This window comes from Rhizobium sp. LEGMi-198b (genome assembly GCF_054114205.1).
Map to the genome: position 1 here is coordinate 1,110,366 of NZ_JBSYVH010000002.1, position 19,965 is coordinate 1,130,330.

The 19,965-nt window shown below is 55.7% G+C and carries 18 protein-coding genes; 10 read left to right on the forward strand and 8 right to left on the reverse strand.

Annotated elements, in window-relative coordinates; translation table 11 throughout:
* Positions 1–78: 78 nt before the first annotated feature.
* From ACXHXG_RS12050 to ACXHXG_RS12060, 3 genes are all read right to left on the reverse strand, one after another.
* Entirely contained in the window at positions 79–1,254 is a 1,176-nt protein-coding gene (locus ACXHXG_RS12050; RefSeq protein WP_457899391.1) for a hypothetical protein, read from the reverse strand.
* Positions 1,235–2,254, reverse strand: a complete 1,020-nt coding sequence (locus ACXHXG_RS12055) for a nucleoid-associated protein (protein WP_457899392.1) — start codon at positions 2,252–2,254, stop codon at positions 1,235–1,237. The genes ACXHXG_RS12050 and ACXHXG_RS12055 overlap by 20 nt, the downstream gene beginning before the upstream one ends.
* A 330-nt stretch (positions 2,255–2,584) precedes the next feature.
* Positions 2,585–3,724, reverse strand: coding sequence for an HNH endonuclease (locus tag ACXHXG_RS12060; protein WP_457899393.1), 1,140 nt, complete (start codon positions 3,722–3,724; stop codon positions 2,585–2,587).
* A gap of 394 nt (positions 3,725–4,118) precedes the next feature.
* On the opposite strand from ACXHXG_RS12060, the gene ACXHXG_RS12065 reads away from it, so the two are divergent.
* Both ACXHXG_RS12065 and ACXHXG_RS12070 read left to right on the forward strand, forming a co-directional pair.
* Entirely contained in the window at positions 4,119–4,670 is a 552-nt protein-coding gene (locus ACXHXG_RS12065) for a tyrosine-type recombinase/integrase (protein WP_457899394.1), read from the forward strand.
* 123 nt (positions 4,671–4,793) lie between these two features.
* Entirely contained in the window at positions 4,794–6,107 is a 1,314-nt protein-coding gene (locus ACXHXG_RS12070) for a J domain-containing protein (protein ID WP_457899395.1), read from the forward strand.
* Between the two features lie 38 nt (positions 6,108–6,145).
* Here ACXHXG_RS12070 and ACXHXG_RS12075 read toward each other — a convergent pair whose 3' ends face one another.
* On the reverse strand, positions 6,146–6,550 hold the full coding sequence (locus ACXHXG_RS12075) for a DUF6626 family protein (RefSeq protein ID WP_457899396.1): 405 nt from the start codon (positions 6,548–6,550) through the stop codon (positions 6,146–6,148).
* Positions 6,551–6,669: 119 nt separating this feature from the next.
* Here ACXHXG_RS12075 and ACXHXG_RS12080 point away from each other — a divergent pair, with 119 nt between their 5' ends.
* The 4 genes from ACXHXG_RS12080 (at position 6,670) to ACXHXG_RS12095 (ending at position 10,031) form a co-directional block, all read left to right on the forward strand.
* Positions 6,670–7,137: a hypothetical protein gene (locus tag ACXHXG_RS12080; RefSeq protein WP_457899397.1), complete on the forward strand. Its 468-nt coding sequence runs from the start codon at positions 6,670–6,672 to the stop codon at positions 7,135–7,137.
* A 423-nt stretch (positions 7,138–7,560) separates the two neighbouring features.
* On the forward strand, positions 7,561–8,238 hold the full coding sequence (locus tag ACXHXG_RS12085; protein ID WP_457899398.1) for an HNH endonuclease: 678 nt from the start codon (positions 7,561–7,563) through the stop codon (positions 8,236–8,238).
* Between the two features lie 253 nt (positions 8,239–8,491).
* A complete protein-coding gene (locus ACXHXG_RS12090) occupies positions 8,492–9,334 on the forward strand; it encodes a hypothetical protein (RefSeq protein ID WP_457899399.1) in 843 nt (280 codons plus the stop codon).
* Between the two features lie 52 nt (positions 9,335–9,386).
* On the forward strand, positions 9,387–10,031 hold the full coding sequence (locus ACXHXG_RS12095; protein ID WP_457899400.1) for a hypothetical protein: 645 nt from the start codon (positions 9,387–9,389) through the stop codon (positions 10,029–10,031).
* A 132-nt stretch (positions 10,032–10,163) separates the two neighbouring features.
* On the opposite strand, the gene ACXHXG_RS12100 is transcribed toward ACXHXG_RS12095, so the two are convergent.
* The 3 genes from ACXHXG_RS12100 to ACXHXG_RS12110 all read right to left on the reverse strand — a co-directional run bounded on the left by ACXHXG_RS12100 (position 10,164) and on the right by ACXHXG_RS12110 (position 12,291).
* A complete protein-coding gene (locus ACXHXG_RS12100; RefSeq protein ID WP_457899401.1) occupies positions 10,164–10,922 on the reverse strand; it encodes a DUF2958 domain-containing protein in 759 nt (252 codons plus the stop codon).
* A gap of 338 nt (positions 10,923–11,260) precedes the next feature.
* Positions 11,261–11,707: a DUF6641 family protein gene (locus ACXHXG_RS12105; protein ID WP_457899402.1), complete on the reverse strand. Its 447-nt coding sequence runs from the start codon at positions 11,705–11,707 to the stop codon at positions 11,261–11,263.
* Positions 11,708–11,790: 83 nt separating this feature from the next.
* A complete protein-coding gene (locus tag ACXHXG_RS12110) occupies positions 11,791–12,291 on the reverse strand; it encodes a flagellar hook-basal body complex protein (RefSeq protein ID WP_457899403.1) in 501 nt (166 codons plus the stop codon).
* Between the two features lie 142 nt (positions 12,292–12,433).
* Between ACXHXG_RS12110 and ACXHXG_RS12115 the strand changes: the two genes are divergently transcribed.
* The 3 genes from ACXHXG_RS12115 to ACXHXG_RS12125 all read left to right on the forward strand — a co-directional run bounded on the left by ACXHXG_RS12115 (position 12,434) and on the right by ACXHXG_RS12125 (position 17,541).
* Positions 12,434–14,002 carry a flagellar hook-basal body complex protein gene (locus tag ACXHXG_RS12115; RefSeq protein ID WP_457899404.1) on the forward strand — a complete coding sequence of 523 codons (1,569 nt, stop codon included), beginning with the start codon at positions 12,434–12,436 and terminating at the stop codon, positions 14,000–14,002.
* A gap of 77 nt (positions 14,003–14,079) precedes the next feature.
* Positions 14,080–15,726: a recombinase family protein gene (locus ACXHXG_RS12120; RefSeq protein ID WP_457899405.1), complete on the forward strand. Its 1,647-nt coding sequence runs from the start codon at positions 14,080–14,082 to the stop codon at positions 15,724–15,726.
* 285 nt (positions 15,727–16,011) lie between these two features.
* Positions 16,012–17,541, forward strand: a complete 1,530-nt coding sequence (locus ACXHXG_RS12125) for an outer membrane beta-barrel protein (protein WP_457899406.1) — start codon at positions 16,012–16,014, stop codon at positions 17,539–17,541.
* A 57-nt stretch (positions 17,542–17,598) separates the two neighbouring features.
* On the opposite strand, the gene galU is transcribed toward ACXHXG_RS12125, so the two are convergent.
* Positions 17,599–18,486, reverse strand: coding sequence for a UTP--glucose-1-phosphate uridylyltransferase GalU (gene galU / locus ACXHXG_RS12130; RefSeq protein ID WP_457899407.1), 888 nt, complete (start codon positions 18,484–18,486; stop codon positions 17,599–17,601).
* Positions 18,487–18,692: 206 nt separating this feature from the next.
* On the opposite strand from galU, the gene ACXHXG_RS12135 reads away from it, so the two are divergent.
* The gene (locus tag ACXHXG_RS12135) at positions 18,693–19,916 is read left to right on the forward strand and encodes a lytic murein transglycosylase (RefSeq protein ID WP_104824254.1); all 1,224 of its coding nucleotides are present in this window, start codon (positions 18,693–18,695) and stop codon (positions 19,914–19,916) included.
* Positions 19,917–19,965 lie beyond the last annotated feature (49 nt).

The following is a 19,965-nucleotide window of genomic DNA, read 5'->3' on the forward strand; positions in this document are numbered from 1 at the left end:
CATATCTCTATTCGGAACCTGTGAGGATCTAGACTGAAGTGGCAGGAAGCACAAGATCCTTTGTGATAGGATATTTGATTAAACACATACTGGAACTGTTGAACTCAGGTAGGTATAGGCCGCGGTAGCGACTGCGGCACCTACGCAACTGACGATCCCCACAACGAGGAGCGCGATACGGTGCCAACAAATTCGCCAAGTCACCCCATTAAACGTTGACGTAAACTCCTTTCCCAGATCGGCATAATCCGTTTGAAGTTTTGCTTTCTGCCGATTCACTTCACCCGCAATGGCGGACAGCGTAAGCCACTGATTAATAAGAGCTAATACCAAAAGCACAACAAAGACCCATGCGCCCGCGATGATGGCAAAGTTCGCCCACGACATAAGACAGGAGGTTGGCTCCTTCATTTGGGTTGCTACGATAATGGTCGCAGCGGGAATTCCGAGCAACTGCCCTTGTACGTCAACTATAGTTTTGTGGACTTTTGCAGTGAATTCAAGCTTCGCGGCGGCCAGCTCGCTTCGCACCTTTGAATACGAGAAGCTAGAGGCAAATAACCGATAACCGTTCTGGATGTCGTCGTTGATCGCATCTAGGTTGGTTAGGAGATGCCGAAGCCTATCTTCACGGGGCAACGACTGGACCATCCTTACTATCGAGGCGTTTAGGATGCCGAGTTTCTGGTCTCGGTGCGTCTCGCTCCTGAAGAGTTCAACGAACCTGGCAGTGTGCCCAACATTTACCTCTTCCAGTAGCTCGCTTTGGTAGAGCGCGGGGACAATAAGCTTGCTTTCACCTACGAAGATCATCTCACGGCGGATGTAATCGACGAACGTTGCGGCCTCTGAGATCACAGAAAGCACCGCTAAAACCTGACGGTAAAGTGTCTGCAAGCGATGAGGCGGCTTTGTGTTGCGCTCTATCTTTTCCTGAATGACAAAATAGTTTGAGGGCTCCTTGAAGCTGGCGTCTGGAGAACGTAACAGATCATTAAAATTGTCAGCGAGTATGCCCAACCCTTGACGCGGCGTACCCGCTTCGATGCGAATCGTGTCGCCGATCTTGCACGAGGAGACGTCGTCTAACAGCGAAAGCCCGGTGCTTCGCGCTTCTGCCGTATCCGTTTCCAACCAATTTAGAAAACTTTGAATGTGTTCCGTGGAAACGGTGAGCACGCCTTCTCTGCTACCGGAAACGAACTCGGTGTTTTGATACAGTGCAAGAAGTTGTTCAAACTTCAATCGTTCCATCGCTGAATTCGTCTTCCAGGTCTTGGACCATCGTTGACGGCAAGTTGGTAATCAGCAACGATTGCGCATCCTTATCATAGACGATTTGGCCTGTGGCAATAGCATCTCGGTCAAAATCGAGCGTCCAATTCTTGGTGGAAGCTTTTATTCTGGTGAGAGCTCGGAGTGCTTGGGCATGAGGGACGAAGTTGTCATTTAGGCCGAGATCGGTATCTGACAGGGCATCGTTAAGCGGCTCAGGGTCGGTGGGCACAAGCTCATTGGCTAATGCTGCCAATGATAGTTCCTCGCGCTGCTTGGAATATCGCTGGCATATTTCTTTTGCCCGCTTGAGGAAATCCTCCCTCGCACCGGGAGTCATACCTCTATCAGTTGTAAATTTTTTCAATGCGTCGATTAGGCGGCGCGTGTCCTCGCGCTCCTGAACGAAAGCATCACAGCCGAGGAAGTCACGAAAGTAGTCGGCAACGTTGCCCTTGCCTTTGAGGAAGCTGATATAGCGTGCCTCTCCCGCTAGCCATGCCGAGATTCCGATTCTGCCGGCAAAGCGAAACCCATCGATATCAAGATGCTTGACGTCACGGACCCCCAAGTCATTTGTCAGTGCCGCACCTAGTTTGTCGGTGATGATTGCGACAAGAAGGTAATGACTTTCTGAGCGAGTAAAATGAGCAAAAAAAACGTGACCTCCTTGCGCTGCACCTCGGGTGCCGGCTTGAAGTCGCAACGTCTCCATCATGGAGGCAGTGAGTGTGGCAAAGTCTTTTAGGCCATCGTCGACATAACTTCGCAAATGCTTCTGCGTGGGAAAGTTGTCGGCATTGGAAGAAAATCGGCCATGCGATTTTGACCCCCGACGTCCATATAGTTCATAAAGCGTGTCAATAACCCGCTGAGCTGTCGTGCCGATTGCTAGTGGCTTTTCAGCGAGACGGACTGAAAACCCTGCCCCGTCACGGACTAAGTCGTGAACCACTGCGCTCACAATAATATTCGACACCAACCACCTCCCTGCTCAACTCTGCTGAGAGTAAAGCTGAGTCGTACGCAACCATCAAGCGCCTACCGCCTAGTTGTCATGCAGGATTAGTAGGGCGTGCATCGTCCTGCGGTTCCTGAGTGCTGTCGCACCGGCGAGGGAGCGGGGGAAACGCTATAGCTAGTTGGATGCGGACTTTGAGAGCAAGATGTGTATCGTTGATCGGCTTGGCGACAAGGGGCATTGCTCTCTCAGATGGCCTTCATGATTGTATGCAGTCGGCGACACTTCCGCACAAGCTCATTTTGCGGCGATGGAAGTCACGCCTTTAGATAGTTGGAGAACGCAAGTTCAACGGCTATTGCTTTTTCGTAATCCGCGAGCAGCAACTGCCAGTTCACGGTGTGTCACGCGATGGCAGTTCGCGCAAAGGCACTGCAAATCCTCAAGCATTGTGACATGATCTTCCTGCATGTCTTTGACCTGAACCTTGGCATGATGAACCTCGATGCAGGCAGCGGCCACGTCGGACTCGTAGTGCTCGGCCGGTTTCATGTTGCACCGTTCGCAATAGAGAAAGCCATGCTCCGCAATGAACGTGGCCTTCTTCTCATCGGATAGTCTTGGATCGCGTTCCCTGCGCATGTGGATGACAAGTTTTAGCATGCCCTCGCGCATGCCGCTGTCGCCACCCATCGGAGGCAAAACACTTTGTGCTTCTGCGACTTCCGCCGGAGTGGGAAGTGGTTCATTTTTCGGAACTATCAGGTATCCTGCGGTCTCAATAATTCGGAAGCTCGGCTGGCCCCATCCAGCATTGAAATGCTCTGGTAGGGCTTTGATCCCCAGCGCCTCTTCCAAAGCCAGCCCGAAGACCTTCTTCGGAGCAAGTCTCACTCCATCGTCCAGCAAAACGTCATAGTCTCTTGACTCACTGAAGTTCGGAGCATCTTCATTCGAACGCAACCGCTCGACCGCTCTGTCAATATGTAAAGAAGTGACCTTGCCTTGCTCCTCGGCGCTTAATGTATTAACACTGAGCTTGTTTTCCCAATCCAGGAGCTTGAGCGTCGATTGGATGCTCGTGTACGAGTGGCCTTGCGTTTCAATACGTAGCGCCTTCGTTGAGTTGCCGCCTAACACTCCGGCCGCTTGCCCCCAGTTCTTTGCCCTGGATCTGATTAATGTAACGGCTTGGTCATCGCTTAGTCCGGAAAGCTCGCTAGCCTCCACGAGGAGCCGCTTTTCCAAGGGCATTTTTCGTGCCGGTTGACTATCAAGCAAGACGCGGGCGATCGCTGGTTGAACGGAACTCTCGCTCGCCCGCAAACGCCGGACTATCGTTAGGAGCGCCTTTTCGTAGTCTGTATTTCGCGGTGGCCTCCCTCCTGTTGCACCGCCACGGCTATATAGAAGCACGTCGGCGCCATCCAATTCGATCCGTGCATCATAGCCGCCGGCTAATTCGCCGTCTGAAATAAAGTAAAGCAATTCCCTTCTGCTCCACTGCAAACATAGTGTCGGTTTATAAGATTTTGAGCGGACATCGCGTTCGCCGAATGTGCCAACTATAAGAGTCGCTTTCACCTGCGTCGAGCCAATAAAGGGTTGTCAGGATACGGCTCCAAATCGGTCACTCATTCAAGCCGAGCTTGTGTCGGCTTCTGGCTGCATACCCGCCAGTTTCTCAGAATTGGAAGGAAAGCCGAACATCACAAAACATACATTTTCTTAGGTTTCGGCCCTCACCGCCGCTAACCGATTGCACCTGCTGAGCAATTTCCCGCTGGCAATTAATGCTCGCCCTTCCGGTGCATCGGAAACATAACGAAAGGCATGAAAATGCTGCTTTTTGTGAGGTTCGGGCGTGAAGCAGGCGAGAGTTTTGACAGATGCGGAGTTCAAGCGACTGCTGGCGGTGGTCGCGCAGATGAAGTACGCAGAGCGCAACCGGCTAGCGTTGATGCTGTCGCATCTAGCGGGCCTTCGAGTGGGCGAGATCGCCGCGCTGGCTGTGCGTGATGTCATCGACAGCGATAGTAAGGTGCGGGAGCAATTGCGGCTAGGCGCCGAGATCACCAAAGGCGGCCATGCCCGCGTGGTGTTCATGAACGACAAACTACGCCGAGAGATCGAGCGATATGCTGGCGAATACCTTGGCGACCGTGCTGACGATGCGCCGCTGCTGATGACGCAGAAGCGCACGGCGTTTTCCCCAAACGCGCTCTGTCAGTTGATGGGTCAGCTTTACCGGAGCGCCGGTCTCGACGGCGCGACCTCGCACAGCGGTCGCCGCTGGTTCATCACACGGCTTGCCCATTCCGGTGTCAGCCCGAAGGTCATCATGACACTGGCAGGCCATCGCAATCTGACGACGACGCAACGTTATATTGAGGTACGCGACGAGATGATGAAAGCGGCAGTCGATTTGCTGTAATCGGGTGTCCCCATTGCGTAACACCGCATGCCCAAAGATTTGCGCAGCATCCAATAGTAGTGGCCTTAGAATGAATTCTCGTTCATACCGTGTCTCGGTAAGCGTATTACTTGCGGGGGCAAGATGCAAAATAATGATCTTCAAGGCTTTTACAAAGCCTTGAGCGTGGAACCGTCGTCGACGGCTGAAGAGATCAAAGCAGCTTACAGGCGTCTTGCAAAAGCAACTCACCCGGACGCCTCCGGTGCAAATACGGCCGAAAAATTCCATCGGATTTCTGCAGCCTACGATGTTCTCAGCGATCCGATCAAGCGGGCTGAATATGATAGTTCTGCGTATCAGACGACGACGCAGGAAGCAAAACATCACCGCATCGATCCAATTTGCTGTTCTCGCTGCGGCAAGATCACCGCTCAACCGCGCTATGTTGTATTTTTCCGTGTCTATAGCTTCCTCTTTGCCACTGTCCGCAAACCGGTTCAGGGCATATTCTGTGCGGCCTGCGCCAAGAAGGAAGCGCTTAAGTCGTCGGCAATCACTCTTTTCACCGGCTGGTGGGGAGTACCGTGGGGGCCGCTGTATTCAGTCGGCTCGATCCTGATAAACGGCTTCGGCGGCAAGCACGAGCAGAAGTCCGACGAACGCATGATTTGGTACAATGCTCTCGCATTCCTGTCTCACGGCAACCTGCAACTTTCTTATGCATTGGCGACACTATCGAAACTTGCAGGTGATAAGAGCATCGCAAGCGATGCATCGGAATTAGCGTCGCAACTGGAAAAGGCCGGGGCCAACACTCGACAGTCGGGTTTGAAAAATCCGTGGCGGTCGTCCCTCACGACCATCGCCATTCACGTCACCATGGCATTCGCCTTACCTGGAGCCGTTACCGCTATGATCATTGCGGACAGTGAAGGGCCTGCGAGAACATACACGGCTACGACGCTCTATTCCCCACCACCGACAAAAGCTAATTACCCATCCCGACAAACGGCACCCGCTCAGAATGTGCCGACCTGCGCGCAGGCGCCGTACAACGGTGAACTTCTTCAAGCCAATCTGCTTGATGCCACGGAAGGACATGCTCTGGAAATTCGCAACGGTGCTAGTGGCAATGCCATCATCAAATTGCGAGAGGCGTCAACGAACAGGATTGTCGCGGCGTTTTTTGTCCGTAGTAATCAAACGGCACAGATCAACGGTATTCCGGACGGTATGTATAAGGTGCAATATGCCTTCGGAGATAAGCTGGACATTGCATGCAGGAAGTTCGTTGAGCTGGACGGTGCTGGACAGTTTCCCGGCGTGCAATCGCTTCAAACCAAGCAGACCGCGACTCAGGTTGAGACGCAAGTTTTGTCATACACGCTGTACGCGGTTCCCGCGGGGAATGTGAGGCCACAGACGATTTCCGCGCAGGATTTCGAACGTCCTTAGTGATCCTTGGCGCATCGCCCGGCTTGTTTATTCCGACGTCAGCACTCAATGAACGCGGACCGAAAGCCGCCGCGTATCATATCGAGCAAGCCCGCAAGCAGACGGCTTTCCATTTTTCGGTTGGGCTTAGGTTCGTCCAGGCGGTCAGCGTCCGCGATCCAGTCAAGCACATCCCTGCACTGTGCCTGCTCGAGCCTGAAGCGGCGAAGCTGTTCTTCAAGCTCTGTTGCCTTGATCTCAATGTCGTTGAGGTCGCCGACGATCGTTTCGCGCAAATGAGCAACGACCTCTTCCGGCACATTCCGGTCACGAGCGCTCATTGATGTCAGATAGCTCGGCCCCTTGCCGAGCATCCGCGTGGAAAACTCCACCTTGCTCTGCACCAACCTAGCTCGATGCATTCGCTCGTAAACCTCTTTCAAAAACTCGATATCGTGCGCCATGTCCCGCCTCCCTTGATGTCTTCGGTTCCAGCCTATTTGGCGCGGGTCTGCGCTGCTTAGGACTAAATACCTAGACTATTTATTGGGATGTGCTGCTCCGACAGCAGCAGGGAGAGGACATGGAACAGAACCACAAGGAACGCCGCCAACGGTTGCGCGACAGCTATATTGAGACGGCAAGGCAGATGCAGCCGAACGCGTTCGTCACGCTGACTACGAATAGCACGGGCGACGTATTGGAGATGACGCGATTGATTGGCCGATTTTGCGGCATGATGGACCGTGAGCTATGCGGGCATAAATGGCATACCCTGTCGGCCGCAGAACGCACGGACGGTATATTTTTCATCGAGCATGTGAAAACGAATATTCACGCGCATGGGCTGTTGAAGTTTCCCGATCGCCCCTATGATAATCTGCCCGCACTGACCGCGCTCAAATGGAACCGATTGACCCGCGCCGGCGAGACCAATTTCCAATCGATCTACGATGCCGAAGGCGTCGCAAACTATTGCACCAAGGAAATCGGACGCTCGACGTTCGACGGGGACCAGGTGGTTCTCGTCGGCCAATTCATGAAGCACTGAACCATAGACCCGCAACGAACCGTGTGGCCACGCCTGCGTTGCATTTCTTGCGGATCGATTATCTGGACATTCCGTTGCAGCTCTCCGTAGAGCCGCAATGGAATTCTATCAACAGATGATAAACGGTCCAGAAGAACCATCGATATCGTTCGGAACGAATGGACCCAGCATTCACAGTGCCGAAGATGACAGATACTCAAGTATCAAGACTATCAAAAAACCTACCGAATGATCCGTCCGGATCGAAACTTCCCCCGAAGATAAAATCATCCCATTGCTTCCGACACCGAACGCGGCGGCATTGCGTGAGCCTCTGCAAAGCGGAGCGACGCATTGTATAGAAAAAACAAAATGATATACGCCTTTAACGTCGCTTAACCGCCGCCCTTCATAGTCGCTTCATAATTATGAAGGACATACTACTTGGCGGATTTCCATCTCAAAGCCTCTCGTATTCACGCCTATAACCGCCAGCGCGGGAGATGCTGCTATTGCGGTAATCCCATGTGGGAAGCAGCGATAGAACCACTCGACGAAGCAAAAAAGCGGTTTGCGGAACCTCGGCTCGAAAAGTGGTTCAAAACGCCGGATGCCCTTCTTGAGAGTTTTCGTTGCACCGCGGAGCATTGCATCGCCAGATCAGATGGCGGAACCGATGCTCCCGACAATATTGTCGCTGCTTGCATGCTCTGCAACAGTACCCGAATGAGCATGGATGTGGGGGCCTTTCGGAAAAAAGTCAGATCGACGTTCTTTCACATGGAAGCCGGCCACGACCGATCGGTAGTCGACGGTCAATGGCGGGATAACGTCGCATATGATTTCCGGTGGCACGTTACACTGTTCATTGAAGAGCGGGACTTCTGGGTGGAGATTTTCTGCCAGCAAGATCTTCCTTATGTGAAATTCACCAAGAACCATTGGCATATCAAGCGCAATGACAGCCTGGTCTATCCTCGTTTTGACGGCTCCCTTCAAAAGGCTGACCTTCAACAATTCTATGTTGACTGTGAGGTAATTGAAGGAACTCGCATAATGTTGGAAAACACCTCACACGAAACCGTATTGCGTAAACACTTTGCAGACAAAATTTACGTTTAGAATAACCTGTGTTTAACCATCAACAACGTTGAGAAATATACAGGATGGATTTCCAATGGACAAAATTGTTTCGTCGTGGCACATGAATTCTTGTCTTCGGGCGAGGTAATTGCTTCACCTCTTCTTTAGTCGGCTGAAGTCGACTGGTTGTTGTGCTGCCGTTTTGCGGGCGACATTTCATTTCGGATGTCGGTTCGCGGGCGGTGTTTCAACCGGATGCCCCAAGGGGCACCAAAAAAGAGGAAAGACAGTTATGGAAACGAAGACCAGTTCTTTGACAATTGCAGAGTGGGCCAAGGAGCCGGAAGACGTCTTCGCGGGTGCAAGCATCGTGATGACGGCGACGGCAAACCTTCACCAGCTTCAAACCAAGGTGGAACTTTCCACCAAGGAGCTGCTGGTGACGGCAGTCGTCTTCATAAAAACCGTTATGCGTGACAAGCGCAGGATGAATGAATTCGACATCCTTGCACGAGCACGCGGGATCACTCCTCCCAAAAATTTCGACCCCTCAAAGGCCGTAAACGGGAAGGTAAACCCCATGCTATTCGTGTCGCGTGCCCTGATCGGCGAAATAGTCGATGGGAAGTGGATGCCAAGTGCGTACGCGGCAAAGAACTTCCCCAATGCACTTCGCTGGTTGATGGCTAACGCCACGGAAGAGTTGGACTTTGACGGCATCATGTCGGTTCTTGAAAATGCAAAGACGAAAGTCGGTAGAGACAAGACCATCAAGGGCGTCGAAGCGGCCAAGGCGATGGATCGTGCAGAGCACGGCGCGAAGCGCAATAGCACCAAGACGTACACAGTCTCTGTGCCGCGCGAAGTTGACCGGCTGAAGCCGATTGCAACGTTCAACGCTGATGAAGCCTTGTTCCCTGTGGATGATAACGGATACGGCGTTTGCACGATCCGCAAACTCGATGACGGTAAGTTCGGTATCTATTTCGGTAGTGCCGAAAATGCCGAAGTTGCTGGTATCATCTACGATGGATTCAAGGAACATGAGACTGACCTGCAGTTCACTTCGCCTGTGACGAAGTCTCTGACGAAGTCGAACTTTCGCCCACAAGCGGCAGCGTCTGCGGCTGTCTAAGGAAACAAGAGTGGGGGTGTAACAGCCCCCACTTTTCTTTTTTGGGGTTTTCATGAGCAAAATATCAGAGTGGACCAAACTATCGTTAGAGCGCGACCTCGCGTCGTTGGAGAGCGATCCAGCTTTTCAACTTTCATCTAATGATATGAGACAATACCTGGGGCGCGATTACTATGCGTACGAGAAGGCAGTCGCGCAGCGCGAGACTATCGATCCGCGCGACCTAATAGACAATTTCACCACTGACCTCGCTGATCAAACTGAAGCGCTATTAAAAGAGGTGCGACTTGCACTTAACGCGGCCCGTATCGTTCTTGGCAGTGAGACGCAAAAGCAACTGAACACCCGACAGGAATTCATAATTCGTGCGCAAGATCTAGCAAACCAGTGGGAAAGCGAAATCGGTGGTGATGGCTTGGCGGAGACTGGCCGTGAGCAATACGCCTACCTGTTTACATCGGTCACTTATGACGACCCGACAGACGCGTATTACGATGTTAATCGAGCCCTTGAAAGCACTCCCATCTACCGTCTCGTGAAAGCTGAGGATTACCAGCCTAATCGGTTCTCGACAGTCAACGGAATTCAGACGCGGTATCTTCACAGCCTGCTCCACGAAGACGCACCAGAGTTTACGGAAGAGCAACCTGGATTTCTCCAAGCGCGCTTACAGGAATTCAAAAAGAGAATTTTGTAGTGATTGATGGCCGAGACGAATTATTGCGGCAATCGATGCCGCGGTTGAACTTCGCGATTTCATCGCTCATGATGTCTTCTCCGATTACAACGGTGATACGTTGTCCGCCCGTGTTGCCCCAATATAAGTAATCTATAGACCGTAGTCCTCGTAGATTGTCCGTGCGCGAAGCTGCTCAAGCGCAGGGTATTTCCGGCACTGATGATCGAAGATGCGCTGCACGGTGGCCGCTGACTCGGGCAGTCGCAGTCGCGGCACGCGCCCGATGAGGGGCAAAACGGAAATCTCGTCTTCACCTGCGATCCGGCCCGTCAGGGCGGCAGCTTCGATATAGGCGCCGATGGGCATGATCGGCGCAAAGCTCTCATCCCGTATGAGCTTCATGCCGATCTTGGCGTCCAGCCGCAGCAGGTCAGATATCCACACCGCCTGAAACACTGGCCTGCCATTGTCGAGGTTATGCAAGATATCGACCGCATGGCCATTGCAGCGGCTACGGGTGACGATGACGGTAGCCGATCCTTTTGGATCGATCAGCTTTAGCACCGGAACGGTATCGCAGCGAGCTTTGGCGTTTTCCTCAAGCTGCCGCATGACGGCTTCGGGAAACAGCTCAGTCATCCGTCCCGGCTCGTCCATCTCAAGGACCTTGAATTCCCGGCAGTCTTCCAGCGCAAACAGCATCAGGGCCCGCCAGGACAGCGCCGAGAAATAGGACCGTTCCTGTATGCGGCCATCCGCTTCATAGCATACCCAAAATGGCCTGCCGCCTTGGATGCGGTAGAGAGATCGGCCATTGACGTGCGGGTCGCTCATGAAGAGCAAGGCAAGATCGATCTGTGTTTGGGATAGCTGGGAAGTTTGCGTCTCGTTTTCGCTGTACCGATGCATGCTGTCTCCGCAGTTTGCGGGCGCAGCAAAGTTCCATCGGACGAAAAGGGCGAGCGAAGAGGCGGCGCGGTGAACGCAAAACCCAATCACCGGCCCAGCGTCATCCATATCCGGCAGGGGTGAAGAAAGTGAAAAGGTGCTCCCGCGCGCCGGGCGCTGCCACAGGGGCGCATAGACATATCAAGGAACGCGGCGAAGGGCGAAAGCGCAGCGCGGCAGCACTCAGACCGAGACGCGCGCCGTTGACGCTCCAGTGGACCCTGAGGCAGAAAGCACGACCCCATAAGATGATAATCCATCTTATGGGGTCGTGCTTATCCGAGAAGAGAGAACGCCGCTTACTTCGCCTTACGCAGCATCTTGCCGCGTTCGGCCGCAGCCGCGGTCAGTTGCGCATCCAGCTCACCGGCGCGGACCGCCTCGGCCAGCGTATCGATGACTGCTGGCAGTGCTGCGAGTTCGCCAACCTCGATGGCGTTTTTGTCCTTGGCGAAGTCGATGGACCTGCCCGCATAGCGCGCCGAGAAGAACACCTTGCGTGCCGTATCCGTAAACCAGCCCTGACGCACGCGCTTGGCTGTTTCGACCTCGACGCGCTGGCCCTCGGCGTTCTTGCGGCGAACGATATGCGTGGGTGCGAATACCTGGCCGGCGATCTTCGCCTCGGCCATCTGCTTCTGCTCGATAAGGGCCGCGATCATCTTCTCCCGCGACCGTGCGACTGGATCGGCGCTCGCGCGAACCGGAACCGCCTGAGCCAGCTTCAAACCCTTCAGATGAGACATGCCGTAATCCTTTCCCGAAACCGTTGATCGTAAGTCCGGGATACAGCCGTCTATCAAAAGGGCGAGCAAAGAGTTGAGAGTGCCTATCGTTGCAGGTTGATCAGCACGTCGAGCAAATCCGATCCGGTCTGGAAGACCTTGGAGTTGGCTGTATAGCTGCGCTGGCTCTGGATCATCTCCGTGAGTTCGGATGCCAGATCGACATTGGACCCCTCCAGCGATCCCGACTTGATCGATCCGAAGCCCGACGAATTGGCAAAGCCCATGACGGTGACGCCGGATGAGCCGTTTGCAGAGAAAGCATTGCCGTTCAGGACTGTCAGATTATCCGGGCTTGCGACATCGGCGAGCGGGATGCGGTATCTCGGCTCAAGCGTTCCATCCGCATATTTCAGGGAAACGATGCCGTCCTCTGAGAGGTCGTAACCGACGACCGCGCTTGCGCCATTGCCCTTCACATCGGCGCTGATGGTCACGAAGCCGGCGGCAAGCTGCGTGTTGCCGGTAATGTCGAGTGTTACCTGCTCGCCGTTCGGAACGGTGAATGTTATATTCGGCGGCGTCGATAGCAGCTCTCCCTGCAAGCCAAATCTTAGTAATGTTTTGTTCGATTACACCAATGGATTGTTCGGGATTTTCTACTTTAGCGTTATTTTGATTTCAGCCTGACGCAAGCCTCTGTTCATAGCGTTCCGCCATATTCATTCGCATCGAGGATATATTGCTATGAGTTTGTTCGGCAGCATGAAGACCAGCGTGTCCGGCATGAACGCCCAAGCCAACCGGCTTTCCACCGTGGCCGACAATATCGCCAATGCCAATACGACCGGCTACAAACGCGCCTCCACCAGCTTTTCCTCCATGGTGCTGCCGTCGGCTTCGGGCAACTACAATTCAGGCGGCGTGCAGACGAACATTCGCCGCGCCATCTCGGAGCAGGGCGATATCAGCTTTACGACTTCCGATACCGATCTTTCCATCAGCGGGGCAGGCTTCTTCATCGTGCGCGATGCGTCGGGTATTCCGGTGCTGACGCGCGCCGGTGATTTCACCAAAAACGATAGCGGCAATCTGGTCAATTCGGCTGGTTACACGTTGATGGGATATGCGTTCGACGGCGGCGCTCCGGCTGTCGTCATCAACGGCTTTTCCGGTCTCGTGCCGATCAATCTCAATGAAAGCGGCCTGTCCGTCCATCCTTCGACCTCGGGTGTGTTCAAGGTCAATCTGCCAGCCAATGCGGACGAAGCCGCGACCGGCATGATGCATGCGCCATCGGACAACAAGCTGCCCGCATCCTATGACCGCAAGTTCACGGTCGCCTCATCCGATATCGCCGAGGATTTCTATGCCGATGTCTACATGACCAAGATCGGCGATAACCGGTGGGAAGTGACGGCCTTCGGGCGGCATGGCTCGCTATCGTCGGGCCCGCCTTATGACGTGTCCGATCCAGCACCGATGGCGACGACCACGTTGACCTTCGATCCTGCAACGGGAGCCATCGTCGGCGGCAATCCCATGCTGACGATCTCGGCGCTGGATGATCCCTTCACGATCGATCTCTCAGGCATGACACAGGCGGCAGGGCCGAGCACCAACAATATGGGAGCGCATACGAACCTGCCGTCGGATGCTCCCGAGATCGATACGGCAGGCGCTGAACTGCCGCCGTCTTCGAACGATCCGGCCAGCGTCTATGTCGCCAAGCAGACGTGGACAGGCTTTGTCGATTTAGGACCCCCGACTGCGCTCGATGTCTATTACGCCAAGACCGGTCCCAACACATGGGAAGTCAGCTATTACGACGCAGCAGCGTCCACCGCTGGTGGCTTTCCCTATTCTGCGCCTGCATTGACCACGCAGACCCTCAATTTCGATCCTGCGACCGGCGCGTTGCTCGGCCCAACCTCGTTCACTGTGCCGATTTCGGCAGGCAACAGCTTCGATGTCGATCTGACCGGCATGACCTCGCTGCCAAGCAACGACCCGACCGTTGCCGATCAAAGCGGCGGCATGAGCCTGTCCTACAATCTCTCGCCATCGACGGAGACATTCAAACCCTTCCTGATCGGGCAGACGCCGGCAGAGAACCAGGCCAACAGCGTCTATACCAACAAGACCTCGCTGATTGCGTATGACAAGCTCGGCGCGACGGTTCAGTTGGATATCTATTACGCCAAAGGCCCCGACGGTGCCTGGGAGATGACGGTGTTCAATCATGCCGACGCGTCCAGCGGCGGCTTTCCTTATGGCGCTGCCGGTTCGCCTCCGCTAGCCACAACATTACACTGATATAGCCGTTTACACCGATTGCCTCGCGCTCGCCCGCGTTTCCCGCCCATGTTAGCGGATCAGCGCAGGAGGCGACTATGACCGGCAGTTCCGACGACAAAGGCAGGACCCATCCACTTCGGGCATATTCATACGTGCGTATGAGCAGTCAGCGGCAGCTTCGCGGCGACAGCCTGCGCCGGCAGCTTGAGCGGTCGCGGGCCTACGCGGACGAACACTCTCTGCTTCTGGACGACAGCTTGCGGGACTTGGGCGTGTCGGCATGGAAGGGGAAGAACTTCAAGCATGGCGCGCTCGGTCGTTTCCTTGCCATGATCGAAAGTGGAGAAATCCCCACAGGCAGCTATCTGCTCATTGAAAGCCTCGATCGGCTATCACGAGAGGCCGTGCCGGATGCACTGACGCTGTTTATGGCCATCATCAATGCCGGCATCACTATCGTCACGCTCGGTCGTGATGGCCAGCAAGTCTACAGCCGGGAAATCCTCAACGGCGATTGGACCAAGCTCATCATCGGGCTTGCGGTCATGTCGCGTGGCCATGAAGAGAGTCAGACGAAGAGCGAGCGCATTGGCGCGGCTAACAAGCGTAAGCGTGACAGAGCCAGAGCCGGCGAAGGTCATATCACAGGACTGACGCCGTCATGGATCGACGCGAGGCGCATCGACGGCAACAGATACGAGTTCACGCTCAACCATCATGCGCAGACGGTGCGAACGATCTACGAGATGGCCGCGCGCGGCCTCGGGTCGACGGCGATTGCGCGGCATCTCAATGCGACTGGCGTTCCAACGTTCGGCACCGATAACGGCTGGTATCAGAGCATAATCAAACTCCTTCTCAAACGTGTCGATGTCTTAGGCACATTCCAGCCGCACAGGATCGTTGACGGCAAGCGTGTGCCGGATGGTGATCCAATAGAGGGTTATTTCCCTACAGTTATCGACAAGGATATGTTTCTGAGGGTGCAGGCGATGCGTGATCCCGTCGGAAAGCCCGGACGCAAGGGCAAGACGATCGCCAATCTCTTCACCGGGCTTTGCCACTGCGCTCATTGCGGTGGGCCGATGACGATGAAGGTCAGCCAAGTCAAGCAAGGCATGGCCCGCTATCTCGTCTGTGCCAATCATGTGCGGGGTCATCGCTGTGACGAAGGGCGGAAGAACTTCCGCTATGAGCCGATTGAGGCCGCTATCCTCGATCATGTCCGCGAACTCGATCTGGCCGATGCGCTGCAATCGGTGCGGTTCGATGCGGAAATCTCGGATATGGACAAGGCGATTGCGGCCGCCACGCTGCAACTGGAGGACCTGCGCCGAAGAGAGCGCCGGCTTGCCGAGGTGATCGAAGACGGTAACGGAGAAATCGAGAGCATCGTTCAACTGCTGAAAGTCCGTCAGGCAGAGCGACAGGCGGTTGAGGCCGAGCTTCGGCACAATCAACAGGAACGACAGCGACTGACGATGCGGACGGCCGATATCGACGAGGCGGGCAGCAGGATCTCAGAGCTACGAGGGATTTGGCAGGCGGCGAACGATGACGAAATACGGTTTGCCGCCCGCGCCGAGATGTGCGCCGCCATTCGCGAGCTTGTCGGCGAAATTGCTTTTGATAGCATCGATAACACTGTGACACTCATCGTCGGCAATGCCTTCCGTGCCTATCAAGTCCGTGACGGAAAGCTCGTGAATGCTTTCGATGCCTTCGGGATTGCAGCGGAATGAGGAAAATGCGTCGGTCGAACCTTCGGCTTTCTCCGGCCGGCACCTGACAAAGCCATCGTCTAATTCATCGGAACGGATGACGACGTAAGTGGATGTCAGATATTTTCACCAACTATTAACCATAAAATAACGTTTCCCCTTCAAAATTCAGCGCAAGCTCAGTCGTAATTTTTATTGCTTAAAAACATGCACTTAGCCACTGCTCAATGTGTATGTAAAGCAGCAATGGACATTACGCTTGGGTAACGATTTAAAGCATTTCCAGTAAGGCCAGACATAGATCAAATGGACATCGGCAAGAACAAGGCGGGTGGTGGCTCCCTCCGGCTGACGGCATGCGCTGCATCCGCTCTGCTGGGCTGGGCTGCATTCGCCATGCCGATGCCGGTTCAGGCGCAATCGCTCGACGCGAGCCAGAGTTCCAGCACCAATCTGACGGCAACATCGACCGACACAGATAGTTTCGATCTTCCCGGTTCGGACACGACGGGCACGACATCCTCCAAATCCAAGACGACCAAAGCCGCGAAACAGACGACGACGGATTCGGACACGCCGTCCAGTTCACGCCTGCGGCTCGGCATCGATCCGACCACGACGGGCTCGACGCTGGATGACGATCTGCGCCGCGTCAATCTGCGCGAGACCAGTGTCGATGATCTGAAAGCGCGGCAGCATCCGGATCGCGAGGATGTGCAAGGCATACCGCTCGGCACCTTCACCCTGCGGCCTTCCGTCAACCAGTCCATCAACTTCGAGCGCAACCGCACCGGCTCGACCAATGACGATCGCAGCTTCCTACAGACCGATCTGCGCAGCACCCTGACATCGGATTGGGACCGCCATGCGCTGATCGTCACCGGTGAGGGCGTCTGGCAGAAAAACCTGAGCGGCAGCGGCGCCGAACAGCCGAATGTCAATATCAACGCCGATCTACGCCTTGATCTTCCCAGTGACACCACCGCGCATATCACCGCCGGCTATCAGTTCTTCCGCGAAGATACGAGCGATCCGAACGCGATTGCCGGTGCCTCGAAGCAGTCGGCCGTCAATCAATTCAACGCCGGTACATCGCTGGAGCGCGATTTCGGCCTGTTGCGCGGCACGACGGCCGTGGCGCTAACCCGCACAATCTATTCCGATGCCACCCTGTCGGACGGAACACAGGTGACGCTTAGCGACCGCAATCAGACGGCCGGCACCTGGCGCGGGCGCATCGGCTACGAATTGTCGCCTGTCCTCATTCCCTTCCTGGAGGCCGATCTCGGCCGCACCTTCTACGACCAGTCCCACGACAGCAACGGCTACGCCCGCTCGAACCAAAGCTATGGCGGCAAGGCGGGTATCGAGCTCGATCTTGGCGACAAGATGAAGGGCGAGCTCGGTTTCGGCTACCAGCATACGGAATTCGACGATTCGCGCCTGGCTCCGATCGATTCGCCGACCGTCGACGGCAATCTTGCCTGGTCGCCGCAGCGCGGCACCGATGTCAGCATCGGCCTTTCGACAACGGTCCAACCCTCCACGACGGCGGGCGAAAGCGGCTACACCGCCTATCAGTTGACGAGCACATTAAGCCAGGAACTGCGCGACGATCTCACGGCCAAGCTCACGGGCGGCACGATCTGGCGCGACTATCCGTCCGGCAGCACCATCTCCGACGAAACCGAATATGATGCAGCCCTCGGCCTGACCTGGGGCATCAATCGCTATCTCGATCTGACCAGTAACGTCGGCTATCAGCTCACGTCACGAAAGACGGGCGACGATACGCGCCAGCTTCAGGCGGGCGTGGGGTTGACGGTGAAGAGGTAAAGCCCCGGTCACTCCCTCGCCCCGCATCAGCGGGGAGAGGGTGCTTTGATCTTTCTACTATTTCAGCGCGTCGACCAGCGCCCTGAACCCATCCTCGATGGTCGGGCGGATGTCCGCGCGGGCGAGCGCGAAGGCGACGTTGGCGAGGATGAAGCCATCCTTGGCGCCACAGTCGAAAGTCTGGCCCTGGAAGTGATAGCCGGCGAAATCCTGCTCTTGCGCAAGCTTCAGCATGCCGTCCGTCAACTGGATCTCATTGCCCGCACCGCGCTCCTGGCGCTCCAGGATGTGGAAGATCTCCGGCTGCAGGATGTAGCGGCCATTGATGAAGAAGTTCGACGGAGCGGTGCCCTTGGCCGGCTTCTCCACCATTTCGGTGATGCGGAAGCCGCTGCCGATCGTTTCGCCGACGCCGACGATGCCGTATTTATGCGTCTGATCCGGAGCGCATTCCTCGACGGCGATGACGTTGCCGCCGCTATGCTCATAAAGCTCGATCATACCCTTCATGCAGCCCTTTTCGGCACGCATGACCATGTCGGGCAAAAGCAGCGCGAACGGTTCGTCGCCGACGATCTCGCGGGCGCACCAAACGGCATGGCCGAGGCCGAGCGGCTCCTGCTGGCGCGTGAAGCTCGCCGTGCCGGCCTTCGGCAGCAGGCCGTTCAGCAGCGACAGTTCGGCATTCTTGTTGCGCTGGCGCAGCGTGTGCTCGAGTTCAAACTGAATGTCGAAATAGTCCTCGATGACATGCTTGCTGCGGCCGGTCACGAACACGAAATGCTCGATGCCCGCTTCCATCGCCTCGTCGACGACGTACTGAATCACCGGCTTGTCGACGACGGTCAACATCTCCTTCGGCACCGCCTTGGTCGCCGGCAAGAACCGCGTCCCTAGTCCGGCGACCGGAAATACTGCCTTACGCACCTTTTTATGCTGTCCCACGCATACCTCCTGGGGAATTACGTCGCTTTTGCGCCAAAGCTAATCGAAGGGTCAGTAGTATAAATTTGCTACTGTTTTGCAAATGATGACTGACCCTGGCTTCCATGGTAAAGAATTTGTTGACTTCGTTCCTGTAGTGTCACGCTTGGGCGAATGCCACCGGCATCGCCGCACCGAAATCCAAGTATTGATGGACACGGCTGTTGATGACCCCAAACCGCAAACACTCCCTTCGTGGTCTCGCTCTGGCGCTCGCGTTCGGTGCCTTTGCGGGACTAACTCCCATTAACGCCAATGCGGACCCCGGGTTCCAGAAATGGATCGCGGGCTTCTACGATACCGCAGCCAAAAGCGGCATCACGCAGTCAACCTATCGCAAAGCATTTGCCGGCGTAACGGACCCCGACCCCACGGTCCTCGAAAAAGCGCAGTATCAACCGGAATTCAAATCCCAGATCTGGGATTATCTGGATTCCCGCGTCAATCCCTATACCGTCGATGTTGGCCGGAAGATGGCGGCCAAATACGGTTCCACACTCCGTTCCCTTGAACAGCATTTCGGCGTGGATCGCAATATTATCCTCGCGATCTGGTCGATGGAATCAAATTACGGTGCCGTGCTCGCCAAGGACGAGAAGCTGCATTACGTGCCGCGCGCGCTGGCGACGCTTGCCTATGCCGATCCGAAGCGCGCCGGCTACGCCAAAAAGCAATTGATCGCGGCACTGAAGATCCTGCAGAGCGGCGATGTGCCGCGCGACGAGCTGAACGGCTCCTGGGCCGGCGCCATGGGCCACACGCAGTTCATCCCGACCAGCTACCTGCTCTATGCGGTCGACGCTGACGGCAACGGCCATGCCGATATCTGGAACTCCATTCCCGACGCGCTGGCAACGACCGCCAATCTGCTGGCAAAGAACGGCTGGAGCACCAGCCGCACCTGGGGCTACGAAGTGACCGTACCGCCGGGCGGCGCAGCGCAGGTCGGCAAGACCCACACGATCGCACAATGGGCTGCCATGGGCTTCGTACGCCCGAACGGCAAGAGCTTCCGCCTGACATCCGACCGCGCGCAACTGAAGATGCCGGGCGGAGCTGACGGCCCCGGTTTCCTGATGGCCGGCAACTTCTTCACCATCAAGCGTTACAATGCCTCCGACAGCTACGCGCTCGCCGTTGGCCTGCTGGCCGATCAGATCGCCGGCTATGGCGGCGTGCAGCAATCCTGGCCGCGCCCGAGCGGCACGCTGGATGTAAAGCAGAAATTCGAGCTGCAAACCCGCCTAAAGGAGCTCGGCTATTACGACGGCGTCGTCGACGGCAATTTTGGCTCCGGCTCCAAGGCCGCCATTACCGCCGTTCAGCAGCGTTTCGGCATGAGCGCCGACGGCGAGCCGTCGATGAACCTGTTGAACGCCCTGCGCAAATAGGTCGCCGCGGTCGAGATGAGCCTTGGATTGGCTGGACGGCGGCACCGCC